General features: G+C 70.3%; 5 protein-coding genes. All 5 read left to right on the top strand.

What is annotated here, in order from left to right; all coding sequences use genetic code 11:
- Position 1: 1 nt before the first annotated feature.
- Complete coding sequence (locus tag IEZ15_RS08140; protein ID WP_189275408.1) at positions 2-2,227, top strand: hypothetical protein; 2,226 nt, start codon at positions 2-4, stop codon at positions 2,225-2,227.
- Complete coding sequence (locus tag IEZ15_RS08135; RefSeq protein ID WP_114247091.1) at positions 2,224-2,862, top strand: type VII secretion system-associated protein; 639 nt, start codon at positions 2,224-2,226, stop codon at positions 2,860-2,862. Before IEZ15_RS08140 ends, IEZ15_RS08135 begins: the two co-directional genes overlap by 4 nt.
- Positions 2,862-3,317 (top strand): YbaB/EbfC family nucleoid-associated protein, encoded by a 456-nt coding sequence (locus tag IEZ15_RS08130; RefSeq protein ID WP_189275406.1) that lies wholly within the window; start codon positions 2,862-2,864, stop codon positions 3,315-3,317. Before IEZ15_RS08135 ends, IEZ15_RS08130 begins: the two co-directional genes overlap by 1 nt.
- Positions 3,310-3,621 (top strand): hypothetical protein, encoded by a 312-nt coding sequence (locus IEZ15_RS08125; RefSeq protein ID WP_114247089.1) that lies wholly within the window; start codon positions 3,310-3,312, stop codon positions 3,619-3,621. Before IEZ15_RS08130 ends, IEZ15_RS08125 begins: the two co-directional genes overlap by 8 nt.
- Before the next feature lie 87 nt (positions 3,622-3,708).
- A partial coding sequence (locus IEZ15_RS08120; RefSeq protein WP_189275405.1) for a WXG100-like domain-containing protein occupies positions 3,709-16,079 on the top strand: 12,371 nt, incomplete at its 3' end.

Raw genomic sequence — 16,079 nt, 5'->3', positions numbered from 1 at the left:
CGTGGTCGCGGTGCCCCCCGGGATGCCGGCCAAGTGGGAGGACATCCTCGCCATGTTTCACGACGGCACCACCAAGCTTCCGGACCGGAACCTTGTGGCGGGGCCGGGGTCCAAGCGGTGGATTGCCTCGGCGGTGAACGGGGCCTGGTCCGATACCGCTACGAGGAGCGGCGGCGAGGACTGGGGGTTCGACGGGTACAAGGCATACTATTTTGCCTCCAGGTCGGAGAAGCCGTACCTCGTTTTCGGATTCAGGTATGACTGGAAGGAATTCGGCAACGACCCGGGGCCGTTGAGTGATTTCACGGGGGCCGCCGGGGCCATCTTCGGCTCCGTCTGGGCGGGTACCAACAAGGACACCAATCCGCTGATGTCCAAAAAAGCGGCCGACGTGTTCAACAACATGGATCTGTGGACCGGCGGGTGGGTCGTCGAGTTCAACAAGTGGGCCGAGAGTGTGGGGAACGGCTCGGAGGAACTCGAAGGGAAGTCCGCGGCTCTCTTCGAAGCCGTGCTCCTGGCGGTCAAGCGTTCTCTCCTGGAGACACAGTCCTACTACATGAGCGGCGTCATCAAGAGCGACCTAGAAGCCGTGAGTTCCAAGCTGAAGACGACCATAGATGTTTTGGCGAAGAATGCCTGGGATTGGTTCGAAAAGCGGGAGACAGTGCCGGTGGTCGCAGGGCAGACGCCCCGCGAAGCAGGTCCCATCTCCATGCCCTTCACCCACCTCTACGCCGAATTCCTGCGGGCGTTGGCAGCCAAGACCTTCACCACGGAGTACCGGGACAGGTTCGACGGTCTGGATTACGAGAGTGTGGAAGGCGAAGCCAAGCTGAGCTGGCTCGCCGGAGTCAAGACCGAACTGGACGACGCGTCCGCACAGACGATGCTCGACCTGGCGACGGCCTATGACAAGGCGAGCGGGAAGCTCTCCGACGCGAACTCCGTCGTGAAGCCGACGTTCACCATCTCGCTGACGCCCGAGGAGCAGAAGGACTTCTACGGTGACGCGGGTGCCGGAGGTGACGGTGGCACAGGCGGTGCCGACGACTTCCTCAACAAGTTCAAGGAGATGTTCGGCAACGGCGCCGGCGGTGACGGCGCGGGCGGTGACGGCGCGGGCGGTGACGGCGCGGGCGGTGACGGCGCGGGCGGTGAGGGGGGCGGCACCGGCGGTAGAGGCGGCGGCGATCTCGACCTCGGCTCCCCACCTCCGGTCACCGGGCCAAGCGGCAGCACTTCCGGCACCAATCTCCCGAAGAACAACAACCTCGGCCTCGGCCCGAATCCGGTCACCGGCCCCAGTGGCGGCACCTCCGGAACGAACAACCCCCTGGGCGGCGGCGGGTCCTTGACGGTTCCGGCCGGATCGCGCATCGACCCCAAGACCGGCGCCGTCACCGACTCCAAGGGCAAACCGGTCCTCGGCGCGAACGGCAAGCCCCTGATCGTGCCGCCCGGCTCCACGATCGGCCCCGGGGGTAAGATCATTTCGCCCACGACCGGTGGCCCGAAGCCGCCGACGCTTCCGGGCGGCTCCACCTCCGGGGACCTGACGCGGGGCTTCGGGGTCGACGCCGAAGGCAACGTCATCGTCCCCAAGGGCACCAAGGTGGACGCTCAGGGAAACCTGATCGGTGCGGACGGCAAGCCCCTGACCAACATGTACGGCGGGAAGCTCACCGTTTCCCGGATCAACGCCGACGGAACCATCAGCGACCCGCAGGGCAAACACATCACCGAGAGCAGCAACAACCTGAAGATCCGCAACCCCAAGACGCTCGACGAACTGCTGAACGGTCAGCGCCGTCCGTACACGTCGAGCGGTTCGAGCGGTGATCTCTTCGGCGGCTCGAAGGGAGCCTCCGAGAATCTCCGCAGGATGGTCGACAGCAACGGCAACGCGATCCGCGAGCCGTCCTCCGTGGTGTCCGGGCTCAGCAACCGCGCCCGTGCCGCCATGGGGCTGCCCGCGAACCCGGCTGTCCCGCCGACGCAGGGCAATGTGTCCACCCAGTCGCTCGGCACCCTCGGGCGGGGCGGAGCGGGGGGCGGGACGGGGACCGGCACGCCCTTCATGCCGCCGATGGGCATGGGCGGCGGCGGTGGTGCCCCGGGTGGCGGAGGCAACGGCGGTGACCGGCAGCGCAACGTATGGCTCTCGGAGGACGAAGAGGTGTGGGGCACCGAGCCCGACGCCGGAACGGGCGTGATCGGACGATGAGTTCCGCAGGTGCAGAAGCGGGCGGGATACCCACCGGGAGCGAGGATCCCGCCATGCCGCCGGTGCCCGACGACATCCGCGCGGCTGCGCGCACCGCACCCGAGCACTGGTTCGGCACGGTGGACCCCGCGTGGAGCGGAGAAGGCGAACCCCCGCTGTGGGCGGTGATCGGGCAGTGGCGCTCCGACGCCGACGGCGAGATCGTCGAATGGCAGCGGAACGACGAGTACCGGCCTTCTCCCGGCATGCTCGGCTGGCCCGAACCGACCGACGACGTGGATGCCGCCATGCAGCTCGCGGCGACCGGCTACGGCCCGGTCGAGGGCGTCGCCATGGCCGTGGTCACGGCCGAACTGGCCGTGCTGACCGCTCCCGGCGGTGGCGCGGTCAGCGCCTGCACTCCGGACGGGGACCCGGTGGTGCCGGTGTTCACCGCACCCGCCCATCTGGAGCGGGCGGGCGCGCTCGCCCATCGGGTGCTGCCCGTCTCCGAGGCGTTCGCACTCGTACCCGAAGGCCAGGACCTGTACCTCAATCCGACGGGCCCCGTCGCTCTGCGGCTGTCCGCGGACGACCTGTCCCGCGCGGTCGACGTGCTGGAAGCGGCGGCGGAAGGCAAGGAGGAGCAGTACTGATGGTGTCGTTCCAGGAACAGCTCGCGGAGGCCATGGCCGGCCTCGCGGAACAGACGAAGAAGATCCAGCAGGTCCAGGAGGAACTGGCCAGGGCATCCGCCTCGGCGACCTCCAAGGACCGGATGGTGACCGCCTCGGTCAACGCCCACGGCGAGATTCTCTCCTTCAAATTCCACACCGAGGGCTACCGCACGATGCCGGGGGCCCAGCTCGCCGAGGTGCTGAAGACCACCGTCAACGCGGCACGTACGGAGATGAACTCCAAGGTCAGCGGCTCGGTCCGGCCGTTGATGGGCAGTCAGGAGGAGCTGGCGAGCGGACTCTTCGGCGGTGGTGAGCTGGACGATCTGCTCGCTCCGCTGCGTGCGATGCAGCCCGAGGGGCTGACGGAGACGGTGCTGGGCGGCGGGCGCAAGCCGTCCGCGAACCGTGGCGAGGACGAGTTCTATGGCTGACGGAACCCTGAGCGTTCCGGGGGATCTCCCGCGACGGTTCACTCAGTTCGGCGCCATCTCAAGGATCGTCGGTGAACTGGGCGTCCTCAACGACCACATCAACCTGGAGAACAGGACGGCGGGCGGCCGGGACGATGTGTACGCGAAGGAGTACCACAAGTTCGTCGACTCGACGGGCAAGGGGCTCACCTACGGCCTCGAAGGCCTCTCCGATCTGCTCGAAATGGTCGGCATCAGCGGCAACAACGCCTCGGTCATCCTGAACGACGCCGAGGACGACGCCAACCACATTGCCGCCGGCTGAGCCGGCCGTACTCCGAAGACGCGGCACCACACAATGGCGATTGAGGTTTCCGAGGGGTGGGCGACCCTCCTCAAGACTCTGACCGGCATGCCCTTCCCGCAGGCGAACGAGGACACCCTGCGGGTGGTCAGTGACGAGTATCGCCAGATGGCCGAGAAGTTCCGTGAGGTGGAGGAACTTCTGCGGCAGGTCGTCGGCCGCGTCGACGAGGACTTCGAGGGCGAGACCGCGACGCGGTTCGTGACGTACGCCCGGCAGTTCGTCGAGAGGACGAACGGCAACGAGAGCATCCTCGAACGGGCCTACGAGGACGCCATCAAGCTGTCGAAGAACGCCCACAAGACCGCTGCCGACATCGAGTACACCAAGTGGATGATCTTCGGCCAACTGGCCCTGCTCGTCGTACAGATAGCCCTGGCCCAGGCCCTGATGCCAGTGACCGCCGGGCTGTCCGAGATCTGGGCGGCCGCCGCGATCGCCGCGTTCCGTTCCATGGCGGTGCTGATCCTCAAGTTCCTGCTGGCCCAGATCATCATGCAGACCATCACCGGCCTCGTCGGCGGCCTGCTGCTCGACTCCATCCTCCAGCTCACCCAGATGGGCCGCGGCGACCGTACGGAGTGGAACAAGAACTTCACCGCGGACGCCGCGAAGTTCGCCGCCATCGGCGGAGCGCTCGGCGGGCCGTTCGCACTGCTGGGCGGCGGGCTCGGCAAGCTGCTCGGCAACCTGACCGGCAAGGGGCTGGGCAAGATCCTCGGCAATGACGCGGGGAACGTGCTGGGCAAGGGGCTGGCCGGGGGTGGCAAGGGAGCGGGCGGTGCCGCAGGCGGTGCGGGCAAGGCCGCGGGCGGTCTCGGCAAGGGTGCGGGCGGTGCGGGTGCGGGCGGTCTCGGCAAGGGCGCGGGCGGTCTCGGCAAGGGCGCCGGCGGAGCGGGAGCCGGTGCCGCGGGCAAGGGCGCGGGTGCTGCGGGTGCGGGCGCCGGAAAAGGCGCCGGCAGCGCGGGTGCGGGTGCGGGCAAGGGCGCGGGTGCCGCAGGAGCGGGCCTGGGCAAGGGGGCGGGCGCCGCGGGTGACGGCGCGGCCGGAGCGAGCGGAAGGGCCGGAGCGGGCGCCGCAGGCCAGGCGATCTCGGAGGAGTCCGCCCGCAAGCTCGGCGAGCGCCTGGGCAACATCATGGGCCGGACCAACGAATCCCTGAACCATGTGGGGGCGGACGGCGCGAGGGGGGCGGCCGCCGGAGCGGTCGGCCGGGAGGTCGTCAAGGACTTCGCGAACGCCTTCGAGAAGAACCTCGGGGCCTCCCTCGGCAACGAGACCGCCCGGAACCTGGGCCGCGACTACGGCGAGGCGCTGGTCAAGAACTGGGGCGGCAAGGCCGACTGGCAGGGTCTGACCCATTCGCTGGACGACGCGCTCAAGCCGTACGTGAAGGACCTGGGGGAGAACGGAGTCCGTGCGCTCTCGCACGACCTGCCCGGCTCCTTCGTACAGACCATCAGCAAGAACATCGAAGGGAACATCGGCTTCCGGATCGGTAACTTCGTCGGCGAGATCGCCGGTGAATCGGGCCACGCCGTGGTCACCGAGGGCATGTACAACCTGATCTTCGGTCCCGAGCACAAGTTCACGGTCAGCGGCTGGACCGCGGCCGCGGGCGCGGCCGGCGGCGTCATGGGCCGGGGAGTGGCCCACGGCTTCCAGGCCCTGCACCACGCGGTCTCGGGCCCCCCGGCCGCGCCGCCGCCGCGCCCCCCGGTCTTCTCGTCCGACTCGCCCACGCCGCCGTCCGGCGCGTCGAGGCCGAGCACGGAGTCGAGCACGACGGTCCGCGACGGCTCCGACCCGAGGAACGACGCCGACAATCGCACGCTCACGGATTCGGCCTCGGACTCCGGTTCGGACAATGTGTCGCTGCGGAGCGGCGACGACAACGCCTCGGACGGCGACAGCCTGTACTACCTGGACGCGGACGACTTCTCGGACAGCCGGACGCTGTACTCGAGCGACGACGACGGGAACACCGCACCGTACGACGTGTCCGGGGCGTCCGCCCCTTCCTTCGCCACCAGTTCGAACGACACGAACTTCACGAACGACGGCAACTTCACGAACGAGACGAACAACTCGAACAACTCGAACAATAGCGACACGACGAACAACTCCGGCGACTCAACCACCAACTCCGTCACGCCCGAGCCCCCCGTACCACCGGACTCGGTGCCTGAGCTGGACCTCCTGCTGAACAGCCTCCCGGACGTACCCGAGACGCTGCCCTCCCCGGACCAGGCACACGAGAACGTGACGCGGGAGCTCACGGACGTGAACACGCTTCTGGACGGCCTCCCGGACGTACCCGATACCCCGCTGGGCACGGTGCTGTCGCCGGAGGCGGAGCGGCTCCTGGCGGACCTGCCCGACGTGCCGCGGAACGACCTTCCGCAGACGTCCGACGACGGCGCGGGCGTGGGGTCGTCCAGTCGGTCCGACCACTCCGGGCCGGCAAACCGGACCGCGAACGACCTCGATCGCCTCCAGGAGCGCCTGGACCGGCTGAAGGACCGGCAGAATTCCGACGACTCGGACTCCGACGCCGACCTGGCGGCACGCATGGCAAAGCTGCGGGAGGGCGACCCCGACGGCCTCGGCCGCCCCGCACGGGTCGACGAGCTCCGTGAGCAGTACCGCGCGGCCCTGGAGGAGGAGGGCCCCGACGGGCTGGAGCCCGACGGCTCAACGACGGGTATCGAAGGCGACGGAGTCCTCCCGTACAACGGCGCGGGCGGCATCGCACCGCCGCCGCGCCCCGTACCGACCGTGTCCACAGCCCCGGGTGCCGGCGTCTCCCCCGGCGGATCGCGTCAGCAGACACCCACAGGTCCGTCCCCGGACGGGGGCGATGTGGTGTTCCCGGACGTCCCGCAGAACGAACCCGGTGCCCAGCCCTTCGCGGGGGACGAGCCGGACCTCGTGTTCCCCGACGTTCCCGAGGCCCCGCCCGGCACCGAGCCCCCCGCCGGGAGCCGACCGGATACTGAGCGGACCGAGAGCGACGGGAAGGGACCGGCCACCGAGGACTCGCCGAATCCTCTCCGTACGGAGTCGCAGGACGAACTGCCCTTCCGCGACGGCTTCGACGTGCACAACGACGGCGATGTCGATGCGCTGATCACGCGCCTCGACGAACTGGGCAGCCTCACCGACGACCCGGTGAACCGGCTGGAGCAGCTGCCCGACGTGCCCGAGGGCCTGACCCCCACCGAGCAGCGCAGGCTGACCAAGGACGTGGAGCGGGAGACCGACGCCCTGCTGGCGGATGCCCGGCGGGTGGGCGTCGACAGGGAGACACGGCAGCGGCTGAGCGAGCGCATCCGGGACGACGTCGGGGCGGGCAGGCACGCCGACGCCGCCGACGGCCTGCGGGAACTCGGCGACCTCGTCGCCGTGCACGGCCTCGGTGAACGCCTCCAGCAGTTCCGCCGTCACATGGACGGCGGATACGAGGCGCGGGCCGCGCAGCTGGGAATGCGCCGCACGGAGTGGCTGCGCCATGCCCTCGACGTCGAGCAGTCGGCTCTCGCCAACGATCCCCGTCGGACGACCCAGTTGCTGGACGACTTCGAGAACCGTCTCGGCACCCTCGGGTCCGAGCTGAGCGCCCGCGCCGACAGCACCCCCGAGGCGCTCCGGAAGCAGTTGGCCGACAACCGGCGGGCCGATGCGGAAGATGCGGGCATGGACCGCGAGCGGTTCCTCGAATGGGAGGACCGCAGGGAGCAGGCGGCGACCCCCGAGGATCTCCGCAGAGTGCAGGCTGACTACGACGCCGAGCTGGAGACGTCGCGACGGCTCGCGACCTTGCGGGATCTCGGTGCATCCGAGACGGAGCTGGCCACCTGGAAGAACCGGTTCGAAGCACCGGGGCGGGGAAGCGACCTCGACGCGCAGTACGAACGTCGTACGGTCACCCTCGGCAGGGAGGCCGAACTGGCGTCCTTCCGGGCGAGGCTGGACGCCATGCGCGAGGGCGGCCACCGACAGGAGTCCTCGGAGCCGCTGCCCCCGCCGCAGGACGGTGACGGCGGTGCCGGCGGCGACGGCACCCCCGGCCGGGACCGGACCGAGGACTCCCGGGCGGAGAATGACCGGATCCTGGAGGAGCGGCTCGACCGGCTGCGCGAGGGTACGGACGACACCGGGATGTCGCGCGAGGAGCGGCAGCAGTGGGAAGACCGGCGCGCGAACGCCGAGGACGACACGGCGAGGCGGGCCATCGAGCGGGAACAGCTCGACCGGATGGCACAGCTGGAGCGCGACCGGCGGCTGAAGGCCATCTCGGACGGCGACCCCGAGGGGGCGCAGCGCAGCACCGAACGCCGCGCCGCATGGCAGAACAGGCTGGACGAGGCGGCGGGCGACCCTCAGGCCGTCGACCGGGTCCTCGACAGCTACGACGCCGAGACGGCGGAGCTGAGGCGTGAGGGGCAGGAGCGCCTGGAACAGGAACTGCGTGCTCCGGACCGCTTGCGGGACCTCGACCGCCGTATCGACCGCTCGCTCGACAAGCTGCCCGAGGAGGTACGCGAACAGGCTGCCCACGACGCCCGCACGCTGGTGGAACGCCTGCGGAACCTGGTCACGACCGGCAATGAGCCCGGTGTCCCCAAGGTGGACGACGCCGTGTCGGAGAAGCGCACGGACGTCCAGGACACGGACCTGACGGACACGTCGGGCCCGTCGAATGCCGGACCGTCGGCAACCGTGCGCAATCCGGTCTCCCCGACGAACGTCGACGAGGGTGCCGGCAACTCGGCGAAGACCCCGCGGCCGGCCGACTCCGAACGGGACCGGCGTGCTCCGGTGCTGCCGGGCGAGCAGCTGATGGAGGCTCCGCGGCAGCTGGACGATGCGTCGGAGTCCGGGGGGAAGGACGGGGACAGCCTTCACTCGCGGGAGCGGGACGACCTGCCGTCGCCGAACGCCCGTCGTGTACGTACACAGACCGAGGACGACACGCAGTCCCTCACCGACACGCGGACCACGTCGGAATCCGAACCGAACAACGACGTCGATCTCAAGTCCGCCGACGCGTCCGACCTCAAGTCCGACGACGCGTCCGACCTCAGGTCCGACGACGACGCCGACTCCGTGGCTTCCGCGCCCAAGGACTCCGACATCCCCGTGAAGGAGAACGAGGAGCCGCCGGGCGGCCCCGGCGGTGACGGCTCCTCACCGGCAGGCTCGTCGGGCGCGCAGCAGCCCACGGCCCGCGACAAGGCCCTGAACGCGCTCTCGGCGGACGAGTACGAGCAGCGGATGTACCGGGTACGCCGCGACCGTCCGGACCTGACGACAGAGGAGGCACGCCGCGACGAGGTGTTCCGCCGGATCGAGAACCCGGGCGTGAAGGTGGAGAAGGCGGCCTTCGCCCCTCCGCTGCTGAGCGACGACGTGGATCCGCTCCCGCAGGAGCAGTCCGGTGAATTCGTCACGTTCGACGACAACGCGATGCTGCCGAAGTCGATGAAGGGCCACGGGCACGGACGGATCACCATCAGAGGTGCCGACGTGCTGGCCGAATCCGTCGCGAGGCGATGGAGTCTGCGCCCCGACGGGCTCGACGAGTTGAAGCGCGTGCTCGTCCAGAGTCCGCATACGCTGCTCAGCCCCCGGGCCTTCATCCTGCCGACCATGGACGGCGGCCACCGGGAGATCTCCCTCTCGATGGAGAGCTACGGAAACTGGCGCCGCCATGCCGAGCCGTCGGCGTTGGCCGCCGTGGACGAGTTCGTACTGCACAAGGACGGAAACGGGAACGAGGGCAGTTCGACCACCTCGAAGACGGAAGGGCCGAAGGCTGAAGGGTCCAAGACCGGCGAGTCGAAGACGGAGGGGTCCAAGACCGCCGCTTCCAAAACCGACGAGTCGAAAACGGACGCCTCCAGGACGGACAAGTCCGAGACCGACGAGTCGAAGAAGGACGCGTCGAAGACCGCCGAGGCCAAGGCCACCGACGCCCCCGTCAAGATCGAGACCGAACTCCGCACCCGCCCCGGTGCGACGGAGACCAAGACCCTCGGCACCTCCCGCGCCTTCGGAGTGGCGGTCCCGCTGGGGCCCTCCGCGGGGACCGTCGGTGCGTTCGGGTCGGTGTCCCTCAGCGCACGGCGTATGGAGGCCTCCTACACGTACACCCAGGAGAGCCGCGCCCAGAGCAGTGTGACCGCGGTCGGCAAGGACGGCAGTCATCTGCATGTGAGCGACCTGCACATCGTCGTCGAGTCCTCGCACGTCTGGGACAAGAAGGGCCGTGAGCTGTCCCCGGACCAGCAGCAGCCCGGCACCGCCGCGCTGCGGCGCTACCGCATCCAGGACGGGGTCACCTGGCGGGTCCCGGACAGCGTCACCGACCCGGCGATCCCGGACCGGTTGCCCACCGCCTTCGCGTTCGCGCCGGGCGCCCGGCCGCACCTGCTCGCACCGCTGAGCGTCACCACGGAGACCCGGCTGCTGGACTGGGCACTCGCGAACTTTCCCGAGGCGACCCCCGGCAGCTTCCTGCGCCACCAACTGGCCGATCTGTTCGGCGAGGAGAGCCTGCGCACGATGATCGCGCAGAGCTCCGGCGAGACGGTGGTCAGCGCCCCGCTCTTCGCCGGTCTCGGCAACCGGTCACTGGGCTCCGTCGAGCTCCGGCTGATCCCGGTCGACGCCACACTGCTCCAGGCGTCCGACAAGACCGAGGTCAAGAAGGCCGACGCACAGCGCTCCACCGCCACTACGGAGAAGAAGAACACCCAGGGCGCCGCGATCGGGATCTCCGTCGGCCCTCAGTTCGCGCTGCTCCAGCCCGCGGGCACCCTGAGCCTCCAGATCGGGGGATCGGCCGCCCTGACGACCCAGCGTGCAGAGAGCAGCTACAGCGGCAACACGGCCGAGTCCGTGCGGACGCTCAACAGCCGCGGCCACTCGGGGCTCTACGACGTCCGCTTCCGGATCGAGCTGCGCAGGCAGGGCGGCGCATGGGAGTCGCCCGAGCCGGCCGAGCGGACCGCCCAGGCCAACCGGAACGGCCCGAACGAGGAAGGCGCCTTCCTCACCGCCACCGTGCAGTTGCCACGGGCCGACGCACGCAGACTGGCCGGCTGGGACGACGGCACCGCACCCGTCCCGGACGCCGAGGTGCCCCCCGCCCCCGCGTATCTGTCGCCGTCGAATCCGGCGACGTTCGGCCTGCACGCGGTCCTGGACCTCGCCGCGACCCGTGACTCGGAAACGGTTCCGCGCCAGGTCTCCCTGACGGACGAACTGGTCGACCGCATCCAGGCGGGGCTGCATCGCGCCTACCCCGACCTGGTGCTTCCGCCCCGGCCGGACACCGTGGTCGACGGCGACCGGAACGGCGGCAGCGACCGGAAGTACAACACCGCGGTGCGCAACACCCATCTGCTGCGCCAGGCACTCTCCCGTACGGTGCTCGAAGGCTCCCTCGACCGCCTGACGAGCACCGGACTGCGGATCCAGCTGGAGCAGCTCGACTCCGTCAGCAAGCGGTACGTCGTTCTCACCGTGCGCGCGGAGGCGACGAACCGTCAGTTCGTGGGTGCCCACCACGATCTGGGTCTGGCGAACAACGTCCTGTCGACCCGCCGCGCGGACAGTGCGACCACCCGTACCCACGGCTGGTCGGTCGGCGTCGACGTGGGACTGACCGGGATCGAGCGCTTCGGCGGCACCGGGAGCATCGGCTACCGGTACGGCAGGCAGACCGCCTACGGCATGACGTACGGCCCGACGCTGACCCCGGACGGCGGCATCACCAGCTCCGGGTCGCAGCACCTGTGGTCGTACGACCTGGCCTTCACCGCCGAAGCCACCAGTTTCACCCGGCCGCGCCAGATCGCGCGGACCATGACCGGCGAGCTGCTCAGCACCCGGTGGTTCGTGAAGCAGGCCACCGGGAGCGTCGATGTCCTGGCCACCGGGCAGGGCGACGGACAGACCGCCCCGGTCCCCGTCACCGGCCGCGTCACCCTTGCCGTGCCCGCGTCGCTGTCCGTCCCCTCCATCCTGCCGGTCAACCGGCCGGAGACCGTCCCGGCACCCGTGCCCGTGCCGATGGACCGGGCCATGGCCGAACTGCTCTCCTCCGGGAAACCCGTCTCCACGGATGACTGGGCGCCCCACGCACTCTTCGACGGCCTGCACTCCGTGCAGAGCGTCACCTCGCCCGAGGTCGTGGTGCACCACCTCAAGGAACTGCTCGCCTCCGTCTCCGGCAACTCCTGGATCTACGGGACCGACGGGACCCCCGCCTCCGGCGCGCTGGCCGAGGCGTTCACCACCGGTCGCAACGAGGCGGACTTCAGCGACGCGGCGCAGACGGGCAAGCATGTCAGCGACCTGTTCGGGAGGACGGCCGTCACCGACATCACCGCGTCGGTCAGTGCCTGGCCCCAGGTGCGCGGGACGCGCGTGCTCGCCGTCGTCGACTCCAGCGACCTCGCCCTCTCCAACATCGGCTCGGGCACCAGCGGGGCGGGACACTCGGTCGCCCATGTCCGCAGTCACGCCATCTCGTCCCTGCTGGCCTTCCGGGCCAAGCACACCGACGCGTTCCAGACCTCCGGCACCTACGGTCTCACCGCGTCGCCGTACCAGCGCACCAGCACCGCGACCTCGGCCGAGACCTTCTCGGCGAACCCGGCCCACACGGTCCAGTACACCGGACCGATGGTCCTGGTCGGCGCCGATGTGGCCTGGCACCTCGCGGCCCGCTCCCAGCCGTCCGGTCTCCTCCAGGTGCCCATGGAACTGATGCGCGGACGGCCGCCCCAGGGCCGGATCGTGGAGATCCCCGACGGCCTGCTCGTGTGGATGCCGCTCGCCGAGGCGAGGAAGGCCGGTCTCTTCGACGACGGTCTCACCGCTCCGCCGCCCCAGCAGCTCTTCACCGCAGTCGATGCGGCCACGCACGCCACGCTCACGGTCGGCCGCATCGACATGTCCGCGGCGGTCAGCCGGTTCATGGGCACCCTGATGGAAGACCTGCCGCAGCACAAGAGCTGGCTCGGGCCCAAGAGCCTGCTGGCCGATCAGCTCGGCGGCCTGGCACGGCAGATGACCACCCTGTCGCCGTCCGGTATCCGCGCTCTCCAGACGGGCATGGAGAACGGCGGCACCTCCCTGCGTCTGGCCCGGAACAAGATCGGGCCGGCCAGGGACGCCAGTCTCACGGTGACCCTGGAACGGTCCGGATTCACCCCCGGTGCGCTGCGCCACGACGTGAAGCCCACGATCACCCGGCCCACGTCCACGGCGGAGACCGTCACGGAGAAGCTGGCGCGCGGGTACGAGGCCGGCTACCGGCTCGGCGAGGTGCCCACCATCTGGGACCGTCCGGGTCTCCGGAGCGGCGGCTTCACCCTCGACGACCGGGTCGGGTCCACCCGCTCGTCGTCCCTGGCGCACGCGGTCACCGACGCCGTCAGCGCCCAAGTGGCCTTCGAGGGACCGGTGGTGACCGGTCGGACGACGTTCAGCGTCACCTTCACCCTGGAGCTGCCCGACGGGACAGTGGTCCCTCGCACGTATCCCGTCGGCGAAACCGAGGTGGTGCTGCCGCTGAGCCTCGCCCGGCCGCAGAAGACCGAACAGCAGACAACCGAAGCCCGGACGACCGAACCGCAGAAGACGGAAACGCAGAAGACGGAAAAGCAGAAGACCGAACCGCCGGCGGCCCGCACACCCCGGGATGCCGCACGCCCGATGCTGCTTCCCCCGGACCAGCAGCAGGCCGTTGCGCTCCGGGAGCGCAACGCGGCAGGCAGGAAGCTGTTCGCCACCGGCCCGGAGAGTGTCGTCGTCACCACCGTCGGCGGCATCACCGCACTCCGGGACGCCGCAGCATACGCCGTCGACCTCGCCGTCAAGGGACGCGGCGCCACGACCGACGCCGCGACGGAGATGCCCACCAACAGCAATGGCCGTTATGTGCGCAAGACGGTACTGACGCGGCCCGGCACCGCCGCCGGTGAAGTCCTCAAGGGGGGCATCAGCACCGACGTGCTGAGTGCCTACCTTCCGCAGATGATCCGCGACAGCCTGACCGTCACGCTGCACGACACCACGTCGGCGATCGGCGGGACGGACGCGACCCTGAACATCTCCGCCGACGTCGATCTGTCGCGGGCCCGGCTGCTGGCCGTGGACCCGGGCGCGGGACTCGGCGGCAGCCGGCGGACCATGGACAACGACACCTACACGGGTGACACCACCGAAGCGCACATGCCGTCGATGACCGCGGGACCGGCCTTCCAGACGCAGCCCCTGGTGCAGGCCACGGCCACCGTGCCGGGCTGGACGGACTCCGACGCGGCGGGCGGTGCCGCCGACCGCCGTACCTCCGCGCTGACCACGCTCAAGCCCTTCGCCGGCGGCGCTGTGCTCATCCAGGCACCCCTGCACGTACTCCAGACGGCGAAGGCATCGCACCGCATCGCGGACCTTCCGGTCGTCCCGTCGGTGCTCAGGCCCGGGTCCCGGCCGCCGGTCACCGTGGAGCACACGGTGCAGGACGGGGTGACGATGTGGGTGTCGTTCGACATCGCCCGGGAGCACGGACTGCTGCCCCCCGAGGTCGAGGCCGCTGCGGGCACCGTCAAGGAGCAGACCAAGAAGTTCACCGAGGCCGCCACGAAGGCGGAGGCGGCCGAGCGGCGCCTGCGCGCACTCGACAGCGAGGTCACCTCCCTCCACACGGAGCTCCGGCGCCTCCTGGAGACGCCGGCTCCCACCGGCACGGACGTGGCCGCGGCGCGGGAGGGGCTCGCCACGGCCCGCTCCCGGTACGCCGAAGCCCAGCAAGACCTGGCCAACCATCGCCGCGACCTCGCGACCGCCGAGCAGCACCTCGCCGCTGCATCCGAGGCTGCCTGGAACGCGGTCGACCACTACACGATCACCGGTACCCGCCCCTCCGGCACGCCGCCGGTCGCCTGGAGCGAGCCGGCCGCTGCCGCGGCCACCGAACAGGCTCCGGCCACCGTCGCCGGATACCCGCCGCTCACCGAAGCCCTCGAAGGGCCGGTGTCCCTCGAAAGCACGGTGCCCCACGAGGGCCCGGCCGCCGACCTCACCGGACCGCCGCGCCTCGTCACGCGGGAGGACGTCCTCGCCCGTACGGAGGTCTGGCTCGACAACGCGGGGCCGCTGTCGGACACGGACGCCGTACGCCGGGAACAGATCAAGGCGGCGGGCTGGGCGCAGCGCCTGCGGACGGCGGACGCCGCCTACCGGTCGTCGCTGGAGGCCGTACTGGCCGCGCGGTCACCCCTGAGGGCTGCCGAGCTCCAAGAGGCCCGAGCCCGAAAGGCAGCGGAACGGGCGGAGACCGAGGGACGGCTCGACGCGGTCGATGCCGAGCTGAAGAACGCACGGTCGGTGTATGACCGGGCAGTCGCACAGCTGACGGCCGACTACCGCGAACTCGCCCTGGTGCAGCCGAACTTCGAAGCGGTGGACGTATCCACCCGAGGGGTCCTGGAGCCGCAGGCCGAAGGCAGCGCCCGCCGCGTCGTCACCCCCTGGCACCCCGCGCCCGAACCCGAGGGCTACGTCCGCCCGGCCGACGCGAAGTCCGCCCCCGAGCCCTACACCGCCGAGGGCGAGGACTCACAGGGGCGCCCGGTCAGTCTGAAGTCGCCGGACGGCCGCGTCCTCCACCTCGTGGAACCGCCCTCCACCGGACCCGCGCACCTCGACATCGGTACGAGCTTCCACCGATCCCTCCTCGACGCGGTCGAGAGCGCCCATCCGGGGCTCCTCGCCGAGCTGGGGCTCCACGCGCAGGGCAGAAGTCTTTCCGCCGCCGATGTCGAGCACTTGAGGCAACGCCTCGCCGACCGGCTGATGGCGGACCGCGACGAACTCGCGGAGTTCCTCGCGATCGATCCCCAGGAGCGGTTCACCGCACAGGAGCTGGCCGACGCGGGAATCGCGCTCAGCGAGGCACAAGCCGCCGAACACGCCGCCTCGCGCAGCCGCCTCCCGGATACCGTGGCCGCCCGGCTGACCCCCGACCAGCGCCTGGACCTGGCCCGTACGACACTGCTGCGGTCCGGCGACGGGCAGATCGGCGACCGCAAGGACGCGGGCTGGAACCACTCCGCGGGAGACCTGGCGGCACTGCTCGCGGCCCGTGTGCTCGGGATCCCGGTCACCGTGGTCCAGTCGGACCTGAGCCATCTGACGTTCGCCGCTCCTGGAACGGACACGGGAGGAAACACGCGGTCGGGCGTGGTGCTGCACCTCGCGGACGACCGGTACCGGCCCGCCGTGCCTCTCGTGACGGACGGCCTGCTGCTCAACGCCGACTCGGAGATCACGCAGCAGCCGGCCGACACGGTTCTGTCCGAGAGCACCGCGACCGCGTCGGCCGGCGATGCATCTCCTGCCGG

The organism is Streptomyces atratus, from assembly GCF_014648655.1.
In the GTDB taxonomy this organism is placed as follows: domain Bacteria; phylum Actinomycetota; class Actinomycetes; order Streptomycetales; family Streptomycetaceae; genus Streptomyces; species Streptomyces atratus.
This window is presented reverse-complemented; position numbering and strand designations above follow the sequence as displayed.

Bases quoted from the DNA above. Each gene is read 5' to 3' on its own strand.
- IEZ15_RS08125 (WP_114247089.1), top strand. From the start codon at position 3,310: ATGGCTGACGGAACCCTGAGCGTTCCGGGGGATCTCCCGCGACGGTTC.
- IEZ15_RS08130 (WP_189275406.1), top strand. From the start codon at position 2,862: ATGGTGTCGTTCCAGGAACAGCTCGCGGAGGCCATGGCCGGCCTCGCG.
- IEZ15_RS08135 (WP_114247091.1), top strand. From the start codon at position 2,224: ATGAGTTCCGCAGGTGCAGAAGCGGGCGGGATACCCACCGGGAGCGAG.